This is a genomic window from Pseudomonas sp. P135, from assembly GCF_020312125.1.
Lineage (GTDB): Bacteria > Pseudomonadota > Gammaproteobacteria > Pseudomonadales > Pseudomonadaceae > Aquipseudomonas > Aquipseudomonas fragariae.
Genome location: NZ_JAGPYR010000003.1, coordinates 275077 through 299175, shown reverse-complemented (window position 1 = coordinate 299175; position 24099 = coordinate 275077). Strand labels below are relative to the sequence as shown.

Annotated in this window: 24 protein-coding genes and 1 other RNA gene; 19 read left to right on the top strand and 6 right to left on the bottom strand. The window is 59.4% G+C overall.

Annotated elements, in window-relative coordinates:
- Positions 1 to 49 precede the first annotated feature (49 nt).
- From KBY08_RS06140 to cysN, 3 genes are all read left to right on the top strand, one after another.
- Complete coding sequence (locus KBY08_RS06140; protein ID WP_003406058.1) at positions 50 to 808, top strand: Nif3-like dinuclear metal center hexameric protein; 759 nt, start codon at positions 50 to 52, stop codon at positions 806 to 808.
- 153 nt (positions 809 to 961) lie between these two features.
- The gene (gene cysD / locus KBY08_RS06135) at positions 962 to 1879 is read left to right on the top strand and encodes a sulfate adenylyltransferase subunit CysD (protein ID WP_003313577.1); all 918 of its coding nucleotides are present in this window, start codon (positions 962 to 964) and stop codon (positions 1877 to 1879) included.
- 10 nt (positions 1880 to 1889) lie between these two features.
- A complete protein-coding gene (gene cysN / locus KBY08_RS06130; RefSeq protein WP_011268855.1) occupies positions 1890 to 3788 on the top strand; it encodes a sulfate adenylyltransferase subunit CysN in 1899 nt (632 codons plus the stop codon).
- Positions 3789 to 3887: 99 nt separating this feature from the next.
- Here cysN and KBY08_RS06125 read toward each other — a convergent pair whose 3' ends face one another.
- Positions 3888 to 4331, bottom strand: a complete 444-nt coding sequence (locus tag KBY08_RS06125; RefSeq protein ID WP_003406053.1) for a YhcB family protein — start codon at positions 4329 to 4331, stop codon at positions 3888 to 3890.
- Positions 4332 to 4476: 145 nt separating this feature from the next.
- Between KBY08_RS06125 and KBY08_RS06120 the strand changes: the two genes are divergently transcribed.
- The 3 genes from KBY08_RS06120 to zapE all read left to right on the top strand — a co-directional run bounded on the left by KBY08_RS06120 (position 4477) and on the right by zapE (position 7652).
- A complete protein-coding gene (locus KBY08_RS06120; RefSeq protein ID WP_024651836.1) occupies positions 4477 to 5106 on the top strand; it encodes an alpha/beta hydrolase in 630 nt (209 codons plus the stop codon).
- Positions 5107 to 5145: 39 nt separating this feature from the next.
- Positions 5146 to 6495, top strand: a complete 1350-nt coding sequence (locus KBY08_RS06115) for a tryptophan--tRNA ligase (RefSeq protein ID WP_111522103.1) — start codon at positions 5146 to 5148, stop codon at positions 6493 to 6495.
- Between the two features lie 62 nt (positions 6496 to 6557).
- Entirely contained in the window at positions 6558 to 7652 is a 1095-nt protein-coding gene (gene zapE, locus KBY08_RS06110) for a cell division protein ZapE (protein ID WP_003406046.1), read from the top strand.
- A 71-nt stretch (positions 7653 to 7723) separates the two neighbouring features.
- Here the strand turns inward: zapE and KBY08_RS06105 are convergent, their stop codons facing one another.
- Positions 7724 to 8629 (bottom strand): GlxA family transcriptional regulator, encoded by a 906-nt coding sequence (locus tag KBY08_RS06105; RefSeq protein ID WP_161632426.1) that lies wholly within the window; start codon positions 8627 to 8629, stop codon positions 7724 to 7726.
- Between the two features lie 495 nt (positions 8630 to 9124).
- On the opposite strand from KBY08_RS06105, the gene rplM reads away from it, so the two are divergent.
- The 4 genes from rplM (at position 9125) to KBY08_RS06085 (ending at position 11296) form a co-directional block, all read left to right on the top strand.
- Complete coding sequence (rplM, locus tag KBY08_RS06100) at positions 9125 to 9553, top strand: 50S ribosomal protein L13 (protein WP_002555065.1); 429 nt, start codon at positions 9125 to 9127, stop codon at positions 9551 to 9553.
- 14 nt (positions 9554 to 9567) lie between these two features.
- Positions 9568 to 9960 carry a 30S ribosomal protein S9 gene (gene rpsI / locus KBY08_RS06095; RefSeq protein ID WP_002555064.1) on the top strand — a complete coding sequence of 131 codons (393 nt, stop codon included), beginning with the start codon at positions 9568 to 9570 and terminating at the stop codon, positions 9958 to 9960.
- 281 nt (positions 9961 to 10241) lie between these two features.
- Positions 10242 to 10859 carry a glutathione S-transferase N-terminal domain-containing protein gene (locus KBY08_RS06090; RefSeq protein ID WP_003406040.1) on the top strand — a complete coding sequence of 206 codons (618 nt, stop codon included), beginning with the start codon at positions 10242 to 10244 and terminating at the stop codon, positions 10857 to 10859.
- A gap of 17 nt (positions 10860 to 10876) precedes the next feature.
- Positions 10877 to 11296 carry a ClpXP protease specificity-enhancing factor gene (locus tag KBY08_RS06085; protein WP_003313571.1) on the top strand — a complete coding sequence of 140 codons (420 nt, stop codon included), beginning with the start codon at positions 10877 to 10879 and terminating at the stop codon, positions 11294 to 11296.
- 60 nt (positions 11297 to 11356) lie between these two features.
- Here KBY08_RS06085 and KBY08_RS06080 read toward each other — a convergent pair whose 3' ends face one another.
- From KBY08_RS06080 to KBY08_RS06065, 4 genes are all read right to left on the bottom strand, one after another.
- Positions 11357 to 11935 (bottom strand): BON domain-containing protein, encoded by a 579-nt coding sequence (locus KBY08_RS06080; RefSeq protein WP_003406039.1) that lies wholly within the window; start codon positions 11933 to 11935, stop codon positions 11357 to 11359.
- On the bottom strand, positions 11932 to 12525 hold the full coding sequence (locus tag KBY08_RS06075; RefSeq protein WP_003418801.1) for a phosphoheptose isomerase: 594 nt from the start codon (positions 12523 to 12525) through the stop codon (positions 11932 to 11934). The genes KBY08_RS06080 and KBY08_RS06075 overlap by 4 nt, the downstream gene beginning before the upstream one ends.
- A 161-nt stretch (positions 12526 to 12686) precedes the next feature.
- Positions 12687 to 13061, bottom strand: a complete 375-nt coding sequence (locus KBY08_RS06070; RefSeq protein ID WP_024638357.1) for a YraN family protein — start codon at positions 13059 to 13061, stop codon at positions 12687 to 12689.
- Complete coding sequence (locus KBY08_RS06065) at positions 13058 to 14872, bottom strand: penicillin-binding protein activator (protein WP_111522102.1); 1815 nt, start codon at positions 14870 to 14872, stop codon at positions 13058 to 13060. The genes KBY08_RS06070 and KBY08_RS06065 overlap by 4 nt, the downstream gene beginning before the upstream one ends.
- A 280-nt stretch (positions 14873 to 15152) precedes the next feature.
- Here KBY08_RS06065 and rsmI point away from each other — a divergent pair, with 280 nt between their 5' ends.
- The 9 genes from rsmI (at position 15153) to mraY (ending at position 24097) form a co-directional block, all read left to right on the top strand.
- Positions 15153 to 16022, top strand: coding sequence for a 16S rRNA (cytidine(1402)-2'-O)-methyltransferase (gene rsmI / locus KBY08_RS06060; protein ID WP_024641908.1), 870 nt, complete (start codon positions 15153 to 15155; stop codon positions 16020 to 16022).
- Between the two features lie 85 nt (positions 16023 to 16107).
- Positions 16108 to 16465, top strand: an RNA gene (gene rnpB / locus KBY08_RS06055) — RNase P RNA component class A.
- A gap of 307 nt (positions 16466 to 16772) precedes the next feature.
- Entirely contained in the window at positions 16773 to 17228 is a 456-nt protein-coding gene (gene mraZ / locus KBY08_RS06050) for a division/cell wall cluster transcriptional repressor MraZ (protein ID WP_003406034.1), read from the top strand.
- A gap of 2 nt (positions 17229 to 17230) precedes the next feature.
- The gene (gene rsmH / locus KBY08_RS06045; protein ID WP_003406031.1) at positions 17231 to 18172 is read left to right on the top strand and encodes a 16S rRNA (cytosine(1402)-N(4))-methyltransferase RsmH; all 942 of its coding nucleotides are present in this window, start codon (positions 17231 to 17233) and stop codon (positions 18170 to 18172) included.
- The gene (ftsL, locus tag KBY08_RS06040; protein ID WP_003340690.1) at positions 18169 to 18462 is read left to right on the top strand and encodes a cell division protein FtsL; all 294 of its coding nucleotides are present in this window, start codon (positions 18169 to 18171) and stop codon (positions 18460 to 18462) included. The genes rsmH and ftsL overlap by 4 nt, the downstream gene beginning before the upstream one ends.
- On the top strand, positions 18462 to 20189 hold the full coding sequence (locus KBY08_RS06035) for a peptidoglycan D,D-transpeptidase FtsI family protein (RefSeq protein WP_010427469.1): 1728 nt from the start codon (positions 18462 to 18464) through the stop codon (positions 20187 to 20189). Before ftsL ends, KBY08_RS06035 begins: the two co-directional genes overlap by 1 nt.
- Positions 20189 to 21652: a UDP-N-acetylmuramoyl-L-alanyl-D-glutamate--2,6-diaminopimelate ligase gene (locus KBY08_RS06030; RefSeq protein WP_024638353.1), complete on the top strand. Its 1464-nt coding sequence runs from the start codon at positions 20189 to 20191 to the stop codon at positions 21650 to 21652. Before KBY08_RS06035 ends, KBY08_RS06030 begins: the two co-directional genes overlap by 1 nt.
- Positions 21645 to 23015 (top strand): UDP-N-acetylmuramoyl-tripeptide--D-alanyl-D-alanine ligase, encoded by a 1371-nt coding sequence (locus tag KBY08_RS06025; RefSeq protein ID WP_111522101.1) that lies wholly within the window; start codon positions 21645 to 21647, stop codon positions 23013 to 23015. Before KBY08_RS06030 ends, KBY08_RS06025 begins: the two co-directional genes overlap by 8 nt.
- On the top strand, positions 23015 to 24097 hold the full coding sequence (gene mraY, locus KBY08_RS06020) for a phospho-N-acetylmuramoyl-pentapeptide-transferase (protein ID WP_003313553.1): 1083 nt from the start codon (positions 23015 to 23017) through the stop codon (positions 24095 to 24097). Before KBY08_RS06025 ends, mraY begins: the two co-directional genes overlap by 1 nt.
- Positions 24098 to 24099: the final 2 nt, after the last annotated feature.

Here is a 24099-nt window from a genome sequence, read left to right as displayed (position 1 = left end):
CATTATACGAGTACAACGCAGCTCTGAACTGCATATTTAGGAGTCTTTTATGGCTGTTGCCCTGAGCACCCTGGTCGAAGAAGCCGACCGCTATCTGAACAGTGCCCGGATTCAGGATTACTGCCCCAATGGCCTGCAGGTCGAAGGGCGCCCGCAAGTCATGCGCATCGTCAGCGGCGTGACGGCCAGTCAGGCCCTGCTGGACGCGGCAGTCGACGCTCAGGCTGATCTGGTTCTGGTCCACCACGGTTATTTCTGGAAGGGCGAAAACCCGTGTGTCGTCGGTATGAAGCAGCGTCGCCTGAAAACCTTGCTCAAGCATGACATCAGCCTGCTGGCCTACCACCTGCCGCTGGATGTGCACCCCGAGGTGGGCAACAACGTGCAACTGGCGCGTCAACTGGACATCACGGTCGAAGGCCCTCTGGACCCTGAAAACCCGCGTGTGGTCGGGCTGATCGGCTCGTTGTCCGAGCCCGTGACTGCGCGGGATTTCGCCCGCCGCGTGCAGGATGCGCTGGGTCGTGAGCCGTTGCTCATTGAAGGCAGTCAGATGATTCGCCGTGTCGGCTGGTGCACGGGCGGTGGTCAGAACTATATCGATCAGGCGGTGCTGGAAGGCGTCGATCTGTTCCTCAGTGGCGAAGCGTCGGAGCAGACGTTTCATAGTGCACGCGAGAATGACATCAGCTTCATTGCCGCCGGTCATCATGCCACCGAGCGCTACGGCGTGCAGGCGCTGGGCGATTATCTGGCGCGGCGGTTTGCGCTCGAACATATCTTTATCGACTGCCCGAACCCGATTTGAACGATCAAACAGCAGGGCATATGCATAGATCGTTTCGATCTAGTTGCATCGCTGATTAGCGATATCACGCATGTTAAAGTGCGCGGCTCGAATACGGCCCGCTGGCCGCCCCGGGGTTTCCCGGTCCATAACGAACGCAATCCGTGAGTAGCCATGGTTGACAAACTGACGCATCTGAAACAGCTGGAGGCGGAAAGCATCCACATCATCCGCGAGGTCGCCGCCGAGTTCGATAACCCGGTGATGCTGTACTCGATCGGCAAGGATTCGGCCGTGATGCTGCACCTGGCGCGCAAGGCATTCTTCCCCGGTAAACTGCCATTCCCGGTCATGCACGTCGATACGCGCTGGAAATTCCAGGAGATGTATCGCTTTCGTGACCAGATGGTCGAGGAAATGGGCCTGGACCTGATCACCCACATCAACCCCGATGGCGTGGCACAGGGCATCAATCCGTTCACCCACGGCAGCGCCAAACACACCGACATCATGAAGACCGAGGGCCTGAAGCAGGCGCTCGACAAGCATGGTTTCGACGCCGCCTTTGGCGGTGCCCGACGCGACGAAGAAAAGTCCCGGGCCAAGGAACGCGTCTACTCGTTCCGTGACAGCAAGCACCGCTGGGACCCGAAAAACCAGCGTCCCGAGCTGTGGAACGTCTACAACGGCAACGTCAACAAAGGTGAGTCGATTCGTGTGTTCCCGCTCTCCAACTGGACCGAGCTGGACATCTGGCAGTACATCTACTTGGAAGGCATCCCGATCGTGCCGCTGTATTTCGCCGCCGAGCGCGACGTTATCGAGAAGAACGGCACGCTGATCATGATCGACGACGAGCGCATCCTCGAGCATCTCACCGATGAAGAGAAGTCGCGCATCGTCAAGAAAAAGGTCCGTTTCCGCACTCTGGGCTGCTACCCGCTGACCGGTGCCGTCGAGTCCGAAGCGACCAGCCTGACCGACATCATTCAGGAAATGTTGCTGACGCGAACTTCCGAACGCCAGGGCCGGGTCATTGACCATGACGGCGCTGGTTCGATGGAAGAAAAGAAACGTCAGGGTTATTTCTAAGGGGTGTCACATGTCGCATCAATCTGATTTGATCAGCGAGGACATCCTCGCCTACCTGGGCCAGCACGAACGCAAGGAAATGCTGCGCTTTCTTACCTGTGGCAACGTCGATGACGGCAAGAGCACGCTGATCGGGCGTCTGCTGCACGACTCCAAGATGATCTACGAAGACCATCTGGAAGCCATCACCCGTGACTCGAAGAAGTCCGGCACCACCGGCGATGATGTCGATCTGGCGTTGCTGGTGGATGGCCTGCAGGCCGAGCGGGAGCAGGGCATCACCATCGATGTCGCTTATCGCTATTTCTCCACCGCCAAGCGCAAGTTCATCATCGCCGACACCCCGGGCCACGAGCAGTACACCCGCAACATGGCTACCGGTGCGTCGACCTGTGACCTGGCGATCATTCTGGTGGACGCCCGCTATGGCGTGCAGACCCAGACCCGTCGTCACAGCTATATCGCCTCGCTGCTGGGCATCAAGCATATCGTCGTCGCCATCAACAAGATGGACCTCAACGGCTTCGATGAAAGCGTTTTCGAGTCGATCAAGGCCGATTACCTGAAGTTTGCCGAGGGCATCGCGTTCAAGCCGACCACCATGGCTTTTGTGCCGATGTCGGCGCTCAAGGGCGACAACGTAGTGAACAAGAGCGAGCGTTCGCCGTGGTACACCGGCCAGTCGCTGATGGAAATTCTCGAAACTGTCGAAATCGCCAGCGACCGCAACTATGCGGACCTGCGTTTCCCGGTGCAGTACGTCAACCGTCCGAACCTCAACTTCCGCGGTTTCGCCGGTACGCTGGCCAGCGGCATCGTGCACAAGGGCGACGAGATCGTCGTGCTGCCGTCGGGCAAAAGCAGCCGTGTGAAGTCCATCGTCACCTTTGAGGGCGAGCTGGAGCAGGCGGGGCCGGGTCAGGCGGTGACGCTGACCATGGAAGACGAGATCGACATTTCCCGTGGTGACCTGCTGGTGCATGCCGACAACGTTCCGCAGGTCAGCGATGCGTTCGATGCCATGCTGGTGTGGATGGCCGAAGAGCCGATGCTGCCGGGCAAGAAGTACGACATCAAGCGCGCCACCAGCTATGTGCCGGGCTCCATCGCCAGCATCACCCACCGGGTCGATGTGAACACGCTGCAGGAAGGCCCTGCCAGCTCGTTGCAGCTGAACGAGATCGGCCGGGTCAAGGTCAGCCTTGATGCGCCTATCGCGCTGGACGGCTACAGCAGCAACCGCACCACGGGTTCGTTCATCGTCATCGATCGTTTGACCAATGGCACCGTTGCTGCAGGCATGATCATCGCCAAGCCGGTTTCAGGTGGTGGCTCGCAGCACCATGGCGAACGGGCTCACGTCTCCACTGAGGAGCGCGCGCAGCGCTTCGGCCAGCAACCGGCCACCGTGTTGTTCAGCGGCCTGTCCGGTGCGGGCAAGAGCACCCTGGCCTATGCCGTCGAGCGCAAGCTGTTCGACATGGGCCGTGCGGTCTATGTGCTGGACGGTCAGAACCTGCGTCATGACCTGAACAAGGGCTTGCCACAGGACCGTGCCGGTCGTACCGAGAACTGGAGCCGTGCCGCTCATGTGGCGCGTCAGTTCAACGAAGCCGGCCTGCTGACCCTGGCGGCATTCGTTGCACCGGATGCAGAAGGGCGTGAGCGCGCCAAGGCGCTGATCGGCAAGGATCGTCTGCTTACCGTCTATGTGCAGGCATCGCCAGCGGTCTGCCGCGAGCGTGATCCACAGGGCCTGTATGCCGCCGATGGCGACAACATTCCTGGCGAGTCCTTCCCGTATGACGTGCCGCTGAATGCCGATCTGGTGATCGACACGCAGACACTCAACGTCGAAGAAAGCGTCAGGCAGGTGCTGGAGCTGCTGCGCAGCCGCGGCGCGATCTGATTCATAGCCTCTAGCGGGGCAAGGGATTGCAGTTTCAATCCACAGAAAAGCCCGCCGCAGATGCTCTCTGCGGCGGGCTTTTTGTGTGGCTGCGAAAGCTTACTTCTTCAAGCCGTAATGCTCATCGAGCATGCCCGGGGTGTTGGGCGACTTGGGGGCGTAATCCTTGGGTGTTTCAGTGTCGCGTGGCGGGGTCAGGCGGTCGCGATGATCGCGGTGCGCATGACTGGCCTCAGGGTGCAGGGCGGCCAGCAGGCGTTGGCGGGTCAGCTCGTCGAGAGCCAGGCGGTTGGCGCCCTCGGCAAGGTGTTCCTGAACATCCTGATAGCTCTGTGAAAGCTTTTGGACCAGATTGGCCGTGCTGTTGAAGTGCGTGACTACCTCGTTCTGATAGGCGTCGAAACGCTCCTGAATGTCATCCAGCTGGCGCTGGGTGCTGTTCGGAACGGTGTTGGGCAGCAGGCGTGCCACCAGAAAACCAATGACGACACCGGCCACCAGGGCGAGCGTCGGCAACAACCAGACTAAGAGCGAGTGTTCCACGAGTCCTTCCTCTATAAACGGCTTTGCTTTACGTTAACGGCTCGAACCTGCGCTGTATACCCGCGACGTATCGTTGATATGCAAGCCGCAGACAATCAGCTAGACGAGTCGACCCATTTCGAGGTCACGGAGTTCTGTTTTGCTCATGCGTGAAACCCCATTATTTATCGATGGCCCTGAAGGCCAGCTCGAAGCGCTGTACCAGGACGTCCCCGACGCCCGAGGTGTTGCACTGATCTGCCATCCTAACCCGATACAGGGCGGAACGATGCTCAATAAAGTCGTCTCGACATTGCAGCGGACCGCACGCGATCAGGGTTTGATCACGTTGCGCTTCAATTATCGCGGCGTCGGTGCCAGTGCCGGTACCTCGGTTGCCGGGCCGGGCGAGATCGATGATGCCCAGGCTGCCGCCCAATGGCTGCGGGCGCAACATCCAGATCTGCCGATGACCCTGTTCGGATTTTCCTTTGGCGGCTACGTCGCTGCCAATCTGGGTGGCAGGCTGGAAGCGCAGGGTGAAACGCTCACCCATCTGTTTCTGATTGCGGCTGCGGCGTCGCGCCTCGAGGATCAGAGCGTACTGCCCAAGGCCTGCCCGCTGACGATCATTCAGCCGGAGAACGACGAAGTGATCGATCCCGAGACGGTCTATGCATGGTCCGCCGCGTTGCAACGTCCCCATGAGCTGCTGAAAGTGGCAGAATGCGGACACTTTTTTCACGGCAAGCTGACTGATCTGAAAGATCTGCTCCTGCCGCGACTTTCCAGCTGATTGCAGCCCGTATTGCATCCTATTGATAAGCGACCTGCCATGACCACTCGTATCCTGACCGGTATCACGACCACCGGCACTCCCCATCTGGGCAACTACGCGGGCGCCATTCGCCCGGCCATTGTCGCCAGCCGTCAGAGCGATTTCGACTCGTTCTACTTTCTGGCCGACTACCACGCGCTGATCAAATGCGATGACCCGCTGCGCATTCAGCGCTCGCGTCTGGAAATCGCCGCGACCTGGCTGGCGGCGGGGCTGGACGTTGATCGTGTGACCTTCTATCGCCAGTCGGACATTCCTGAAATCCCGGAACTGACCTGGTTGCTCACCTGCGTCGCGGCCAAGGGCCTGCTCAATCGCGCCCACGCCTACAAGGCGTCGGTAGACAAGAACGTGGAAGGTGGTGAAGACCCGGATGCAGGCATCACCATGGGGCTGTACAGCTACCCGGTGCTGATGGCTGCCGACATCCTGATGTTCAATGCGCATCAGGTTCCGGTAGGCCGCGATCAGATTCAGCACATTGAAATGGCCCGCGACATCGGCCAGCGTTTCAATCACCTGTTCGGCAATGGCAAGGAATTCTTCGTCATGCCCGAGGCGCTGATCGAAGAGAGCGTGGCGACGCTGCCCGGTCTGGACGGTCGCAAGATGTCCAAGAGCTACGACAACACCATCCCGTTGTTCAGCGCTGCCAAGGACATGAAAGGCGCGATATCGCGCATCGTCACTGACTCGCGTGCGCCGGGCGAAGCGAAAGACCCGGACACCTCGCACCTGTTTACCCTGTATCAGGCCTTCTCGACCGCCGAGCAGTGCGCTGAATTCCGTTCCGACCTGTTGCAGGGCCTGGGTTGGGGTGAAGCCAAGAATCGTCTGTTCACGTTGCTGGATGCGCAGCTGAGCGAGCCCCGTGAAAAGTATCTGGGGCTGATCGAGCGTCCTGCCGACCTCGAAGACATCCTGCTCGCTGGCGCACAGAAAGCCCGACGTGTCGCCACCCCTTTCCTCGAGGAGTTGCGCGAGGCGGTGGGCCTGCGGTCGTTCCGTACCGTGGTGCAGAACGCCGACACCGGCAAGAAGAAGGCCACTAAAGGCGCCCGTTTCGTCAGCTTCCGTGAAGACGACGGCAGCTTCCGTTTCCGTCTGCTGGCAGCCGATGGCGAGCAGTTGCTGTTGTCGCGCAATTTTGCCGATGGCAAGGCGGCTGGCGTGGTCAGCAAGCAGTTGCAGCAGGGCGGTGAACTGGACCTGCGCAGCGAAGACGATCGCTTCACGCTGTGGCTGAACGGCGCCTGTGTGGCGGACAGTCCGGTATTCGCCGACGCTGCCACGCGCGACAGTGCCATCGAAACGCTCAAGCTGGCGCTCGCTCCCCAACAGGACTGATTGCCAATCCCCGGGGTCGTCGCTACAGTGACGACCCGTTTTTGTTGCCTTGCTAACGAATTATGACGCCCCTAGAACGATATCAAGCTGATCTGAAACGCCCGGACTTCTTTCACGATGCCGCTCAGGAAAACGCTGTGCGTCATTTGCAGCGCCTGTACGACGATCTGATCGCCGCTCACGACAGCAAGCCCGGCCTGTTCGGCAAACTGTTCGGCAAGAAAGAGCAGACGCTGGTCAAGGGGCTGTACTTCTGGGGTGGCGTAGGTCGCGGCAAGACGTATCTGGTCGATACGTTCTTCGACGCGCTGCCGTTCCAGGACAAGGTCCGTACGCACTTCCACCGCTTCATGAAGCGCGTGCACGAAGAGATGAAGACCCTCAAGGGCGAGAAAAACCCGCTGACGATCATCGCCAGGCGTTTTTCCGACGAGGCGCGGGTCATCTGTTTCGACGAATTTTTCGTCTCCGATATCACTGATGCCATGATCCTCGGCACGCTGATGGAAGAGCTGTTCAAGAACGGCGTGACGCTGGTGGCGACTTCCAACATCGTTCCGGACGGTCTGTACAAGGACGGCCTGCAGCGGGCGCGCTTCCTGCCGGCCATCGCGCTGATCAAGCAGAACACCGACATCGTCAACGTCGACAGTGGCGTCGATTACCGTCTGCGGCATCTGGAGCAGGCCGAACTGTTCCACTTCCCGCTCAACGAAGTTGCACAGGAAAGTCTGCGTAAAAGCTTCAAGGCACTGACGCCGGATTGCGCAGAAACCATCGAAAACGATGTGTTGATGATCGAAAACCGCGAGATCCGTGCGCTGCGCACCTGTGACGATGTGGCATGGTTCGACTTCCGTGAGTTGTGCGACGGCCCGCGCAGTCAGAACGACTACATCGAGCTGGGCAAGATCTTCCATGCCGTGCTGATCAGCGGTGTCGAGCAGATGGACGTTGCCACTGACGACATCGCCCGACGCTTTATCAACATGGTCGACGAGTTCTACGATCGCAACGTCAAGCTGATCATCTCGGCCGAGGTTGAATTGAAGGACCTGTACACCGGTGGCCGCTTGATGTTCGAGTTCCAGCGCACCTTGAGCCGTCTGCTGGAAATGCAGTCCCACGAGTTCCTCTCGCGGGCGCACAGGGCCTAGTCGCAGCGGCAAGTTTCAAGCTGCAAGCCGCAAGCTAAAAGCCCAGGCTCTTGCAGCTTGCAGCTTGCAGCTTATAGCTTCTCCCTCTGACTCTCGAACTGTTGCCGGTACTGATTGGGTGACAGCTCGGTGTGCTGGCGGAACAGTCGGGCAAAGAAGCTGGCGTCGTCGTAGCCTACTTCGTAGCTGATGGTCTTGATGCTCTTGCGCGTCCCCGAGAGCAATCCCTTTGCTGTTTCGATCCGCAGCCGTTGCAGGTAATGCAGCGGCTTGTCGCCTGTGGCGGTCTGAAAGCGGCGCATGAAATTGCGAATGCTCATGCCGTGCTCGCGGGCCACGTCTTCAAAACGGAACTTGTCGGCAAAGTGCTCTTCCAGCCAGTGCTGAATCTGCAGAATGACCACGTCCTGATGAAGCTTCTGACCGCCAAAACCGATTCGCCCCGGCGAGTACGTGCGCCGCACTTCATAGAGGATGTCGCGGGCGACGGCCTGGGCGACATTGGCGCCGCAGAAGCGCTCGATCAGATAAATGTACAGATCGCAGGCTGAGGTCGTGCCGCCCGCGCAATACACGTTGTCGGCGTCGGTCAGGTGCTTTTCCTGATTGAGCAGGACCTTGGGATAGCGCTCGGCGAATGCGCTGAAAAAGCGCCAGTAGGTCGTCGCTTCCTTGCCGTCCAGCAAGCCGGCTTCGGCAAGCCAGTAGACACCGGTGGCTTCGGCGCAGAGTACGGCACCGTTGGCGTGCTGCTCGCGCAACCACGGCAGGATCTGTGGGTAACGCTGGCAGAGGGTTTCAAAATCGTCCCAAAAGGCCGGGATGACGATGATGTCGCTCTGGCATAGCGCGCCGTCGACCGGCAGGGTGACGTCGCTGAAGCTGCTGACCGAAAGCCCGTCCGGGCTGACCAGGCGCGTTTCGAAGGCGGGTACGAGGCCGTGGCCCAATTGCTTGCTGTAGCGCAGGCTCGCCAGATGGAAGAAGTCCTTGGCCTGCATGACGGTCGAGGCAAACATCTTGTCCGTGGTCAGGATGCTTACGCGGCGCAGAAGAGTGGCGTGTCGGATCGGCATAGTCGTTATTCTTATATGGGTAAATGGTCAAGCAACGGCTGGATCGTCTTATTTTTTGCCAAAACTGTCCAGCCTCGTTAAGTGGGGCTCCTTGGCAGGGTACCCATGATGGCTTTGTGCTAAGGGGGGTAAATATCCGCCAATCCACGCCCCGCAGGCAATAAACAGAATGTGAACAAAAAATCCGGTTGAGGTTATTTTTACAGTCTGTATAATCCGCCAGCTCTTTGCAGTGGAAGTGATGCGCCGTCTGCCGAAGAATCTTGCCGTATAACGGACGCGCTGACCCGAGCCCCCGATAGCGTCTGTTTCCGGCTGCCTTTGACTTGTCAAAGTACGCACTATTCAGTAAGATCCGCCGTCTAATTTTCAGGGCGGCCCCTGAGGCTATAAAGAATGAAAACTTTTACTGCTAAACCGGAAACAGTTAAGCGCGACTGGTTCGTCGTCGACGCTGCTGGTCAGACCCTGGGTCGTCTGGCCACCGAAATCGCGAGCCGTCTGCGTGGCAAGCACAAACCGGAATACACTCCGCACGTTGATACCGGCGACTACATCGTCGTGATCAATGCCGAGCAGATCCGCGTTACTGGTGCCAAGACCACCGACAAGATCTACTACTCACACTCCGGTTTTCCGGGCGGGATCAAGTCGATCAACTTCGAAAAGCTGATCGCCAAAGCTCCTGAGCGCGTGATCGAGACCGCGGTCAAAGGCATGCTGCCTAAGAACCCGCTGGGTCGCGACATGTATCGTAAGCTGAAAGTCTATGCGGGCGCTGTACACCCTCATACTGCTCAGCAGCCCCAAGAACTGAAGTTTTAACGGAATAGTTCATTATGTCGGCGACTCAAAATTACGGCACTGGCCGTCGCAAGACCGCAACCGCTCGCGTTTTCCTGCGTCCGGGTACTGGTAACATCTCGATCAACAACCGCTCCCTGGACAATTTCTTCGGTCGCGAAACTGCCCGCATGGTAGTTCGTCAGCCGCTGGAACTGACCGAGACAGTTGAAAAGTTCGACATCTACGTCACTGTTATCGGTGGCGGTGTAAGTGGTCAGGCTGGCGCAATCCGCCACGGTATCACTCGCGCTCTGATGCAGTACGACGAGACACTGCGTGGCGCTCTGCGTAAAGCAGGCTTCGTGACTCGCGATGCTCGTGAAGTTGAACGTAAGAAAGTCGGTCTGCGTAAAGCGCGTAAGCGTCCGCAGTACTCGAAGCGTTAATACGCTCTTCGTTCAAAGAAAGAACGTCCATCCCCTCGCGGGGCTGGGCGTTTTTTTATGGGCGTGTGTTTTGCGGTTAAGGTGTTTTTGGGCTGCTTGTTTTACGTCGATATTGTGAAATTTATCCGCCTGTCGACGAAGATTACGGAATTTACATCGCGTAAATGAGCTATCTTGTGGCCCGCGACGAACACCTGTCCTGTTGCGTTCATTATCGGATGCGCCTTTGAAGCGCGTTCGTTCGTCTGTCCGATAAATTTTAACAAGCGAGGAGGATCGCCATGGGCGTGACCAACCGGTTGGCCTGCTACTCCGACCCCGCCGACCACTATTCTCATCGCGTACGCATTGTGCTCGCCGAGAAGGGTGTCAGCGCCGAAATCATTGAAGTGGTGGCAGGTCGTCATCCGCCGCAACTGATTGAAGTAAATCCGTACGGCAGCGTGCCGACCCTCGTCGATCGTGACTTGGCGTTGTACGAGTCGACCGTGGTGATGGAGTATCTGGATGAGCGCTATCCACATCCGCCTCTGCTGCCCGTCTATCCGGTTGCCCGTGCCAACAGTCGTTTGCTGATCCATCGTATCCAGAGAGACTGGTGCGGCCTTGTCGACCTGATTCTGGACACGCGCAGCAAAGAGCCTGCTCGTGTTCAGGCGCGCAAGGAGCTTCGCGAGAGTCTGGCCGGGGTTTCCCCGTTGTTCGCGGAAAAAGCTTTTTTCATGAGCGACGAGCTAAGTCTCGTTGACTGCTGTCTACTCCCCATACTCTGGCGTTTGCCAATTTTGGGTATTGAATTGCCGCGGCCTGCCAAGCCGTTGCTTGATTACATGGAGCGCCAATTTGCGCGTGAGGCTTTTCAGACGAGTCTGTCTGCTGCCGAACGTGAAATGCGCTAAGGCTTAAGGAGCCGTTGATGAACTCCAGTCGCCCTTATCTTGTTCGTGCTCTCTATGAGTGGATCGTCGATAACGATTGCACCCCGCATGTGCTGGTCAATGCGGATTACCCGTCGGTGCAGGTCCCGCAAGGGTTTGCCAATGACGGGCAGATTGTCCTGAATGTTTCGCCCAGTGCCGTGCGTCATCTGCATATGGATAACGAAGCGGTCAGTTTCGAAGGCCGCTTCGGCGGCGTGCCGCACACGCTTTACGTACCTGTCGCTGCCATCCTGGGTATTTATGCCCGCGAGAACGGTCAGGGCATGGTTTTCGATCTGGAGCCTTCCATGGAAGAGGGCGAGGAAATCGAGATCGAGATCGAAGACGATACGCCTCCGCCAGACAGCGAACCGCCACGTCCGAGTGGCAGGCCGAGTCTGAAGGTCGTGAAGTAAAAAACGGGCAATAAAAAAGGCGATCTTCGGATCGCCTTTTTCATGCCTGTCGGTCACCCGTCAGTCGATGTACTCGAAGAGTTTGACGATCTTCTGCACACCGGAGACGCCCTGTACCAGGTTGGTGGCGCGATTGGCTTCGTCCTGGGTCACCAGGCCCAGCAGGAACACGATGCCGTTCTCGGTCACTACCTTGATGCGCGAGCCGGGGATGGACGCGTCAGCGATCATCTGGCTTTTGATCTTGGTCGTCAGCCAGGCGTCGTTGTTGCGCGCCAGCAGCGAGGAGGGTGCCATCACCTGCAGTTCGTTGTTGACCTTCTTGACGCGCTGAACCGCGCTGGCGGCCTGTTCGGCCATGGCCTTGAGGTCGGCACGCGGTGTCTGGCCAGCCAGCAGCACGATGCCGTTGAAGCTGGTCACAACGATGTGGGAACCGTCTGCGAGGTCAGGGCTGGCCTTGGAGATGTTGACGGCTGCCTTGGTTTCGATCAGCGAGTCATCGATCTTGCTGCCGAAGGTGCGCGTGCCGCGATCATCTTCGATCGGTTTTTCGCGAGTGGCCGTGATCACCGAACTGCATCCGGTGACGCTGAGGCACAGTGTCAGAACCAGTAGGCTGAGACGATTAGGGGTCATTCTTCACTCCCGAACAGTTGGCTGTCGATCAAATCGCAAAGGCAATGGATCGCCAGCAGATGGACTTCTTGTATGCGTGCCGTGACATTGGCGGGTACGCGGATCTCCACATCCTCGGGCAATAGCAGCGAGGCCATGCCGCCACCGTCGCGTCCCGTCAATGCTACGACAATCATTTCGCGATCATGTGCGGCCTGGATGGCCTGAATAATATTCGCCGAGTTGCCGCTGGTGGAAATGGCCAGCAACACATCGCCTGGCTGCCCCAGCGCGCGGATCTGTTTGGAGAAGATTTCGTTGTAGCTGTAATCGTTGGCGATCGAGGTGATCGTCGAGCTGTCGGTGGTCAGTGCAATCGCCGGCAGGCTCGGCCGCTCACGTTCGAAGCGGTTGAGCAGTTCCGAGGAAAAGTGCTGTGCATCGCCTGCTGATCCGCCGTTGCCGCACGCGAGCATCTTGCCCTCGTTGAGCAGGGCATTGACCATGACCTGACTGGCTTGCTCGATAAAGGGTGCTAGGACTTCCATCGCCTGTTGCTTGGTTTCGATGCTGGCCTGGAACAGCCGGCGAATTCGGGATTGCATGTCCATCAATGTGACCTTAATTAGAGCGTACGGCGGCGAGGCGGATGCGCCGGGTTCTCCCGGGAGCTATCCGGCACACAAGGTGTGCAGCCGGCAAAACAAATAGCGAAATCGGTGAGGGCTGTAGCGTATTGCATTCCTGGCTCAGGCTGGGCCGCTGCGCCAGCTCAGCTGTCAAAAGCGCTCTTGATCCAGTTCAGCGGTGCGGCATTGCCAGGCTCGCCTTCAATGGCGATCACGTCGAAACGGCAAGGATGATTGGCCCAGGCCGTTGCGTGCTGCAGAAAAAGCTGTGCGGCCGTGACGAGTTTCTCCTGCTTGCGAAAATCGACGCTTTCCATGGCGCCGCCCCAGCCTGAATGGCGCCGGTAGCGAACTTCGACGAATACTACTGTATCGCCGTCAAGCATGACTAGATCAAGCTCGCCGCGTTTGCATAACCAGTTTTGTTCAATCAGGCGCAGCCCCTGTCGTTGCAAAAACTGCAGGGCGAAGGCTTCAGCCTCGCGCCCTGCTTGCTGGCGGGTGCTGCGTTGCATCAAGGAGCCGTGTCCGGCAGGCGCTGGACCTTGCCGTCGACGAATTCGGCCCATGGCAGTTGGCGTTCGACGCGACGGCCAGGGTTCAGGCTGAGGCTGCCGGACAGCCCGTCAATGCGGCTGTCAGGCATTGCCTTGAGCTGGGCGAGGCGCGGTGCCAGACGATAGGCGTCGATACCCATCGCATACAGGCGACCCAGGCTGCCTGCGGCCTGCGGCCATTGCGCGGTGACCTGCTGGCGCAGCGGGTCTTCGGCGTTCAGCAGCCACGGCGTTTCGCAGAAGCGCACGCCATTCAGGTCCATGTATTGCGCGTGATCGTTGCTGTTGGTGAACAGGTGCGAAGTGGCGTAGACCGGAACGTCACCTGCGTACTGGAAGACCATGGTGGGTTTGATCTGCTGCGCTTGTTGCGGGGTCGCGGCGAGAAACATGAAGTCGATGTCCTGGCGACGGCTTGGCTGAGCGGCGATCTGAGTGCCGGCCGTGCTTTGCAGGCGTTGCGCGCGGCCTTCGCTGTTGCGCAGCTGGAACAGGTCGGCGACCTGCTGTGCCAGTTCTACGGGCTGATCAACGTGCTCTGCAGCGATCAGCGTGCCGCCCTTGGCCTGCCAGCTCTTGCGGAAGGCATCCAGCACGCGGTCGCCCCATTCGCCTTTCGGAACCATCGCTACGGCGCTGCGCTTGCCGTCCGCCCAGGCGCGACGTGCGACCTCGCGGGCTTCGTCTTCGGCGGCCAGGCCGAACTGATACAGCTGAGCAGGGCCTTCATTGCTGGTGTCGCTGTAGTTCAGCGCCAGGGTGGTGATAGGCAGCTGCTGACGGCTGTTCAGCTGTTTGACGAGGTTCTTTTCCAGCGGGCCGACGACCAGTTGCACACCAGCGGCCTGAGCCTGACGGTAAAACTCGTCCATCGAGGTGATTCGCGAGCTGTCGAAGACCTGAATGGCCGGCGGATTCTCGCCTGCTTGCTGAGCCTGGAAGTGCGCGGCCATGAAGCCTTCGCGCAACGCCTTGGCGACCGCGGCCAATTGACCATCCTGGGGCAGCAGCAGGGCGATTTTGGTAATCGGCTCGCTGGTCAGTGCACGCAGCTGCGCGAGGGCAGTAGGCAATTGCAGTGCAGCAGGGTGTTTCGGATTCTGCGCTTTCCAGTTGTCGATGGCAGCCTGTTGCTGCTCGAGCGTGCCTGCGCCCTTGATCGAGCGAGCCAGGTTCAGCCAGCCGCCCATATCGTCGGTGGCTGTGCTCTGCAGTTGCTCGGCAGGCAGGGCGGAGACCAGTGTCCAGATCGCGTCATTGTTGGCGCTGGCGTCTGTGCCTTGCAGCAGCGGGCCGGCGTAAACCCGCTCGTTGGCGGCTGCCAGAGCCTGACCATCGGCTTCCAGAGCGAGTGCCTTGACCATGTGAGTGCGAATCTGCTGCTCGACCGACAGTTCGCCAAGGCGCTGCATGCTTGGATGATTCAGGGCGGTCAGCGCTGCCTTGGGTTGATTGCGGCCCATCGCCAGCTCAGCGGACAGTGTGCTGGCGAAAACCTGCAAGCCGGGCTTGAGTTGATCGATTTGCACCTGTCCGAGGATTTGCGCGGCGCGCCCCGCGTCATTCTGGCGGCTGGCCAGATCGGCAGCACTCAAGCGCAGCGTTGCGGCCTGCTCGGGTGTTTTGGCGCTGGCGGCCTGCTCGAGCAATTGCTCGATACTGGCATCAGGGGTTCGAGGCAGCTCGCCAAGGCTGGACGAGGGCGAGCTGGCACAGGCTGCGAGGAGGGCAGCGAGGCAGAGGGCAGAGAGCAGCCGCAGACAAGCGATCATTGGTATGTTCCTGAAACTCGAGCGAATTAACGGGGGATTGTACCCAAGCGCTGGCCGGGGTGCGATGTCGAAGGTATTTAAAGCCGTGATATCAGTCGCGTTAAGGTCATCTGGCGGCCAAATCGTTCAATTCGAGAGGTGCGCCGCGCTTCTTGCTCGGGTCTGAACATGTTTTCATTCCTTTTTTGTCGGCATCCTGACGCGCGAACCGTTCCGCCGGGCCGCAGTCTGTACAATGCATTTTTTCCAAGTGCCTGTTTTAACCTGCGAGGTTTGCGTTTTGACTGTTCCGGTTGTTTCGAATTCCACTTCGGGTTCGCTTTATGTAGTGGCGACTCCTATCGGCAATCTGGACGACATGAGCGTGCGAGCCCTGAAGGTGTTGCGTGAGGTCGCGCTGATTGCGGCTGAAGACACGCGTCATTCCGCACGGCTGATGCAGCATTTCGGCATCTCTACGCCATTGGCGGCCTGTCACGAACATAATGAACGTGATGAGGGTAGTCGGTTCATCACGCGTCTGCTGGCCGGTGATGACGTCGCACTGATTTCCGATGCGGGCACGCCACTGATCTCCGATCCCGGTTACCACCTGGTGCGCCAGGCGCGCGCCGCGGGTGTGCCGGTCGTACCGGTGCCGGGCGCGTGCGCCTTGATCGCAGCGCTGTCTGCGGCCGGGCTGCCGTCGGATCGATTCATTTTCGAAGGCTTTCTTCCGGCCAAGTCTGCCGGTCGCAAGGCCAGGCTTGAGCGTGTCAGGGAAGAGCCGCGCACGCTGATCTATTATGAGGCGCCGCACCGCATCCTGGAGTGTCTGCAGGATATGGAACTGGTCTTCGGTGCTGACCGTCAGGCGTTGCTGGCGCGTGAAATAACCAAAACTTTCGAAACCCTCAAGGGTCTGCCTTTAGGTGAGCTGCGGGCGTTCGTCGAATCCGACAGTAATCAGCAGCGTGGCGAGTGCGTCGTGCTGGTGGCGGGCTGGACGCCGCCGGATGACGAGGACGTCATCGGTGATGAGGCCCGCAGGGTGCTGGATTTGCTGCTTGCCGAGATGCCGCTCAAGCGCGCCGCAGCGCTGGCTGCCGAAATAACCGGCGTGCGCAAGAACCTGCTGTATCAGGTGGCGCTGGAAAAACAGAAGGAGTAACACGCTGCTTTTGAAAGGGACAACCGGGACACGCATGCTATTAAAGCTTGTTCTTGATGGCGTGTGCCGCTAACCTTGTCGGCGGAGAGTCGATTGGACAGTCGCTGCCTCTTGTTGTTCCGCAACAAGGGGGGGAGGAAAGTCCGGGCTCCATAGGGCGGAGTGCCAGGTAACGCCTGGGAGGCGTGAGCCTACGGAAAGTGCCACAGAAAATAACCGCCTAAGCACTTCGGTGCCGGTAAGGGTGAAAAGGTGCGGTAAGAGCGCACCGCACGTCTGGTAACAGTTCGTGGCAAGGTAAACCCCACTCGGAGCAAGACCAAATAGGGTTCCTAGGCGTGGCCCGCGCTGGAACCGGGTAGGTTGCTAAAGACGTCCAGTGATGGCCGTCGTAGAGGAATGACTGTTCTCGACAGAACCCGGCTTACAGATCGACTCTCCACCTTTTTTCTTCCCCTTCGTTTCAAGCAGCAAAACCCCTCCGTAATACCAAAAAAATCTTACAGCTCATAAATTACATTAACTTCGAATCGCAACGATTTGAGTTGCGTGGGATTTATCCGTCGGATCCTTCGCAAAATTACCCTTTTATCCCCAATACCTCTCCTAAATCTCCGAAATGTAAGGGTTTTCCTTAAGACCGTGCCTTGACGGTGTGGTGGGCGCGTTCCTATAGTGTGCGCAAGTGGCAGAAAGTGGCACGAAGTGGGTTTTTTTAGCGCAAAAAGCTAATATTCGGAGAATGCGCCTGTGTTCCGTGGTGCCAATGCGATCAATCTCGATGCCAAGGGCCGTCTCGCTATGCCGAGCCGGTACCGTGACGAGTTGGATTCGCGTAGCGCCGGCCAACTTATCGTGACCATTGATGCCGTTGATCCATGCCTTTGCCTTTACCCGCTTTCCGAATGGGAGCTGATAGAGGCAAAACTTCGTGATCTGGCGACGTTTCGTGAAGAGAACCGTCGTCTGCAAAGGCTTCTGATTGGTAATGCTGTCGATCTGGAACTCGATGGCAGCGGGCGTTTTCTGGTGCCGCCACGTCTTCGCGAATACGCGAAGCTCGACAAGCGCGTGATGTTGGTGGGCCAGCTCAACAAGTTTCAACTGTGGGACGAGGACGCCTGGAACGCTCTTGCTGACGCTGACCTGGCTGCCATTCAAAAACCTGGCGCGATGCCCGACGAATTACGTGATTTGATCCTGTGACTATGAATAGCGGCTTTACCCACATCACCGTGCTGCTTGAAGAAGCCGTGGAGGCTCTCGCGGTGCGCGCCGATGGCTGCTATCTGGACGGCACGTTCGGACGTGGCGGGCATAGTCGTCTGATACTCAGCCAGCTGGGCCCCGATGGTCGGCTTCTGGGATTCGACAAGGACCCTCAAGCGATTGCCACCGGGCAAGCGCTAGCGGCCGAAGACGGCCGCTTTGTCATTGTGCAGCGCAGCTTTGCCGAATTGGGATCCGAAACTCAGGAACGCGGTTTGGCCGGCAAGGTCAGTGGCATTCTGCTGGATCTGGGTGTGTCGTCCCCGCAGCTGGATGATCCCGAGCGCGGTTTCAGCTTCATGAACGACGGTCCTCTGGATATGCGCATGGACCCCGCCCGTGGCGTAAGCGCCGCCGAGTTCATCGCAACTGCACCGGCTGAAGAAATTGCCCGCGTCTTCAAGGAATACGGCGAAGAGCGGTTTGCCAAGCGGATGGCCAATGCGGTCGTTGCGCGTCGCGAAGTCCAGCCTTTCGAGCGCACAGCCGATCTGGCAGAAGTGCTCAAGGTTGCCAACCCTGCCTGGGAAAAGGGCAAGAATCCGGCAACGCGTGCCTTTCAGGGCCTGCGTATTCACGTAAACAACGAACTGGGCGATCTGGAAGCCGGCCTCGAAGCGGCACTGGATGCGCTGGAAGTGGGTGGCCGCCTGGTCGTCATCAGCTTTCACTCGCTGGAAGACCGCATCGTCAAGCTGTTCATGCGCAAGCTCGCCAAGGGCGAAGCCGACAACATGCCGCGCAATCTGCCGATCCAGTTCAAACCGTTCGAACCGAAAATCAAAATTCACGGCAAGGCTCAATTCGCCTCGGATGCCGAAACCAAAGCCAACCCGCGCTCGCGCAGTGCTGTCATGCGTGTAGCGGAGAAGCTCAGGTGAGCCGTCTGTTTCTGAAGCCTCTGCCCGGCGGCAGTTTCATTATGCTGCTGCTGTTCATTGCTGTCCTGATTTCGGCGATTGGCGTTTCCTATAGTGCACATTGGAATCGTCAACTGCTCAACTCGCTGTATTCGGAAATGAGCGTGCGCGACAAGGCGCAGGCAGAGTGGGGCCGGCTGATTCTTGAGCAGAGCACCTGGACTGCGCACAGCCGTATCGAAACTCTGGCCACCGAACAGCTGAAGATGCGCATCCCGAGCGCTGCCGAAGTGCGGATGGTGGCGCCATGATGAAACTTGATGGCGCTCTTTATCCATGGCGCTTTCGCGTAGTCGTAGGGCTGCTGGTGTCCCTCGTGCTCGCCATTTGCTGGCGCATTGTCGACCTGCAGGTCATCGACCATACCTTTCTCAAGGAACAGGGCGATGCACGCAGCCTTCGGCATATCCCTATTCCGGCGCACCGTGGCCTGATCACCGACCGTAACGGCGAGCCGCTGGCGGTCAGTACTCCGGTGACGACGCTGTGGGCCAACCCGCGTGAAATGCAGCAGGACAAGTCCAAGTGGCCGATGCTGGCCGCAGCGCTGGGCCAGGATCTCAAGGCATTGACCGAGCGTCTGGACTCGCAGGCAAACAAGGAATTCATCTACCTGGTCCGTGGCCTCACGCCAGAACAGGGCCAGTCGGTCATCGATCTGAAAGTGCCCGGCGTTTACGGCATCGAAGAGTTCCGCCGCTTTTATCCGGCCGGCGATGTCACTGCACACATGGTCGGCTTTACCGACCTTGACGACCATGGCCGGGAAGGCGTCGAGCTGGCGTATGACGACTGGCTCGCCGGTGTGCCCGGCAAGCGTCAGGTCATCAAGGACCGGCGCGGTCGACTGATCAAGGATGTTCAGGTCACCAAGAATGCCAAGGCCGGAAAGACCTTGGCTTTGTCTATTGACCTGCGCCTGCAGTACCTGGCGACCCGTGAACTGCGCAATGCCATCGTCGAGAACGAGGCCAAGGCCGGCAGCATGGTGATCATGGACGTCAAGACCGGTGAGGTTCTGGCGATGGTCAACCAGCCCACCTATAACCCGAACAACCGTCGCACCATGGTGCCTGCCGCCATGCGCAACCGGGCCATCATCGACGTGTTCGAACCCGGTTCGACCATGAAGCCGATCTCCATGACCGCAGCGCTGGACAGTGGCCGCTGGAAGCCTACCGACAAGGTCGAGGTTTATCCGGGCACCCTGCAGATCGGCAAGTACACGATTCGTGACGTGACCAAGACCGAAGGCCCGATCCTCGATCTGACCGGCATTCTGATCAACTCCAGTAACGTCGGCATGAGCAAGGTTGCGTTTGATGTGGGCGGTGAGGCGATCTTCCGTGCCATGCAGCGCGTCGGTTTCGGTCAGTACACCGGCCTCGGCTTCCCTGGCGAGCGCGTCGGCAACCTGCCCAACTACCGCGAATGGCGCAAGGCCGAAACCGCCACGCTGTCCTATGGCTACGGTCTGTCGGTCACGGCCTTGCAGCTGGTGCATGCCTACGGCGCGCTGGCCAACAATGGCCGCATCGTGCCGTTGACCATCCTGAAAACAGATAAAGAGCCGGAGTCGACCCAGGCCATTCCGGAGAAAACCGCGAAGACCCTGCAAGGCATGTTGCAGCAGGTTATCGAGGACCCACGCGGCGTCTATCGCGCCCGTGTGCCGTCCTACCACGTTGGCGGCAAGAGTGGTACGGCGCGCAAGACGTCCATTGGCACCAAGGGCTATGCGGAAAATTCCTATCGCTCGCTGTTCGCCGGTTTCGGCCCGATGAGTAACCCGCGTTACGCCATCGTGGTTGTCATCGACGAACCGAGCAAGGGTGGTTACTACGGTGGTCTGGTTTCGGCCCCGGTATTCAGCAAGGTCATGTCCGGCACGTTGCGTCTGATGAACGTGACGCCGGACAACCTTGCGCCACCCGAACAAGTCAACGCCGCACCGGCAGCCAAAGGAGGGCGTGGTTGATGGCATTTAATCTGAGCAAGATTTTCGCTCACACCGACCGCGATGCGCTGATTCGCGAGTTGACCCTCGACAGCCGCAATGTGCGCCCGGGCGACCTGTTTCTGGCAGTGCCGGGCATCAAGGTCGATGGCCGCGCGCATATCGCCGACGCGCTCAAGCGTGGCGCAGCTGCCGTAGCCTATGAAGTCGAAGGGTCGACCGTGCTGCCGATCACCGACGTGCCGCTGATCCCGGTCAAGGGGCTCGCCGGGCAGTTGTCCGCTATCGCCGGTCGCTTCTATGGCGATCCGAGCCGCAGTCTGAATCTGGTCGGTGTTACCGGCACCAACGGCAAGACCAGCGTGACCCAACTGGTGGCCCAGGCGCTTGATGTCCTCGGCCAACGTTGCGGGATCGTCGGTACCTTGGGCACCGGTTTCTACGGCTCGCTGCAAAGCGGTCGCCACACCACGCCCGACCCGATTGCCGTGCAGGCGACGCTGACCGACCTGAGAAAGGCCGGTGCGCGCGCAGTGGCGATGGAAGTCTCGTCCCACGGTCTTGATCAGGGACGCGCTACGGCGCTGGCCTTTGATGTGGCGGTGCTGACTAATCTGTCCCGTGACCATCTGGATTATCACGGCACCATGGAGGCCTACGCTGCCGCCAAGGCGAAGCTGTTCGCATGGTCCGATCTGAAATGCCGGGTGATCAACCTGGATGACGACTTCGGTCGTGAACTGGCCGCGGTCAAACAAGAGTCGCGGTTGATCACCTACAGCCAGCTGGACAGTTCGGCCTACCTGTATTGCCGCGATGCGAAGTTCGATGACGATGGCGTGCGTGCCACGCTGGTCACGCCGCAGGGCGAGCATTTCCTGCGCAGCAGCCTGCTGGGTCGTTTCAATCTGAGCAATGTGCTGGCTGCGGTCGGCGCGCTGCTGGGCCTGGATTACGCGCTGGACGAAATTCTCAAGGCGCTGCCGAAACTCGAAGGCCCGGTCGGACGCATGCAGCGTCTGGGGGGTGCCGACAAGCCTCTGGTGGTCGTGGATTACGCGCACACTCCGGACGCGCTGGAAAAAGTACTCGAAGCACTGCGCCCGCACGCCAAGGGCCGCTTGTTGTGCCTGTTCGGCTGCGGCGGTGATCGTGACCGTGGCAAGCGTCCGTTGATGGCTGGAGTGGTCGAGCGTCTGGCCGACGGCGTATGGGTCACTGATGACAATCCGCGCTCCGAATCGCCTGTCAGTATTTTTGACGATATACGCCCTGGCTTCGTTGCTGCGGACAAGGTGCGTTTCATCGAAGGTCGCGGTCAGGCCATTGCCGAGCTGATTGCCAGCGCCAATGCCGATGACGTGGTGGTGCTTGCTGGCAAGGGCCACGAGGACTACCAGGAAATCAACGGTCAGCGGCAGCCGTTCTCCGATTTGCAAGAAGCCGCCAGTGCGCTTGCCGTATGGGAGCCTGCGAATGCTTAAGCCAATGACCTTCCGCGAACTGGTTGTACCACTCGACGCCCGTCTGGTCGGCGGCGACTGCAGCTTTGCCGGCGTGAGCACCGACAGTCGTGGCATCGAGCCTGGGCAACTGTTCGTGGCCCTGACCGGCCCGCGTTTCGACGGTCATGAATACCTCGACCAAGTGGCTGCCAAAGGTGCGGTCGGTGCGCTGGTCGAGCGCGAAGTGCAGGGCGCCGCCTTGCCGCAAATGGTCGTGCTGGATACCCGCAAGGCACTTGCCCAGCTGGGTGCCATGAATCGCAATGCGTTCGTCGACCGGCCGGTTGCTGCCGTCACCGGGTCGAGTGGCAAAACCACGGTCAAGGAGATGCTCGCGAGCATCCTGCGCACGCGCGGGCCTGTGCTGGCGACCCGAGGCAACCTGAACAACGAATTGGGCGTTCCACTGACGCTGCTGGAACTGGCTCCCGAATACACGTCCGCTGTGATCGAACTGGGTGCATCGCGGGTTGGCGAGATTGCCTACACCGTGAGCCTTGCCAAGCCGCACGTCGCCATGATTACCAACGCCGGCACCGCCCATGTTGGCGAGTTTGGCGGCCCGGACAGGATTGTCGAAGCCAAGGGCGAGATTCTGGAAGGTCTCGACGCGGGTGGCACTGCAGTCTTGAACCTGGAAGACAAGGCGTTTCCGATCTGGCGCAAGCGCGCCGGCAATCGCAATATCCTGACCTTCGCACTGACCGACTCTGCAGCGGATGTGTACGCCAGCGAGCTCAGCCGTGATGCTCGGGGCTGCCCGGCTTTCAACCTCAACAGCCCGCTCGGCACCGCCCGGGTTCAGCTGAACCTGCTCGGCACGCACAATGTGTCCAACGCCCTGGCCGCTGCGGCTGCCGGCTGCGCAATGGGTGTGCCGCTGGAAGGGATCGTTACCGGGCTGAACAACGTGCAGCCGGTCAAGGGCCGTGCCGTGGCGCAAATCGCCAGCAATGGCACGCGCGTCATTGATGATACTTACAACGCCAACCCTGCCTCGATCAACGCGGCCGTCGACATCCTCACCGGCTTCACCGGTCGTACCGTACTGGTGCTGGGCGATATCGGCGAGCTGGGCGACTGGGCCGAGCAGGGCCATCGCGAAGTCGGTGCCTATGCCGCTGGCAAGGTGTCGGCGCTGTATGCCGTCGGCCCGTTGATGACTCACGCCGTCAGCGCCTTTGGCGAGCACGCTTACCACTTTGCCAGTCAGGCTGAACTGATTGCGGCGCTGGGCGCCGAGCAGGACCCCGATACCACTTTACTGATCAAGGGCTCGCGTAGCGCTGCGATGGAACACGTCGTGGCTGCCTTGTGCGGTTCTAGCCTGGAGAAACATTAATGCTGCTGCTGTTGGCCGAGTTTTTACAACAGTTCTACAAAGGCTTCGCGGTCTTTCAGTACCTGTCATTGCGCGGGATTCTTGGCGTGCTCACTGCACTGACGCTGTCGCTGTGCCTGGGGCCGTGGATGATCCGCACCCTGCAGATGCGTCAGATCGGTCAGTCGGTGCGTAACGACGGTCCGCAGTCGCACCTGTCCAAGTCCGGCACGCCGACCATGGGCGGGGCGCTGATCCTGTCGTCCATTGGTATCAGTACGTTGCTGTGGGCTGACCTGAGCAACCGTTACGTGTGGGTCGTGTTGCTGGTGACCTTCCTGTTCGGCGCGATCGGTTGGGTCGATGACTACCGCAAGGTGATCGAAAAGAATTCGCGGGGCCTGCCGAGCCGCTGGAAGTATTTCTGGCAGTCGGTATTCGGCCTCTGTGCCGCGATCTTCCTTTACACGACTGCGCCGTCGGCAACCGAAACCACGCTGATCGTGCCGATGCTCAAGGATGTGCGCATCCCGCTGGGTATCGGTTTCATCGTACTGACCTATTTCGTGATCGTCGGCTCCAGCAACGCAGTCAACCTGACTGACGGCCTGGACGGTCTGGCGATCATGCCAACGGTGATGGTGGGCGGTGCTTTGGGCATTTTCTGCTACCTGTCGGGTAACGTTAAATTTGCTGAATACCTGCTGATTCCCTACGTGCCGGGGGCGGGCGAGCTGATTGTGTTTTCTGGCGCGCTGATTGGCGCCGGGCTGGGGTTCCTCTGGTTCAACACGTATCCGGCGCAGGTGTTCATGGGCGACGTCGGTGCGCTGGCACTCGGCGCGGCGCTGGGCACCATGGCGGTGATCGTTCGTCAGGAAATGGTCCTGTTCATCATGGGCGGCGTGTTCGTGATGGAAACCCTTTCAGTGGTCATTCAGGTTGCGTCTTTCAAACTTACCGGCCGCCGCGTATTCCGCATGGCGCCGATCCACCACCACTTTGAACTCAAAGGCTGGCCCGAGCCACGTGTGATCGTCCGTTTCTGGATCATCACCGTGATTCTGGTGCTCATTGGCCTTGCCACGCTGAAACTGAGGTAGAA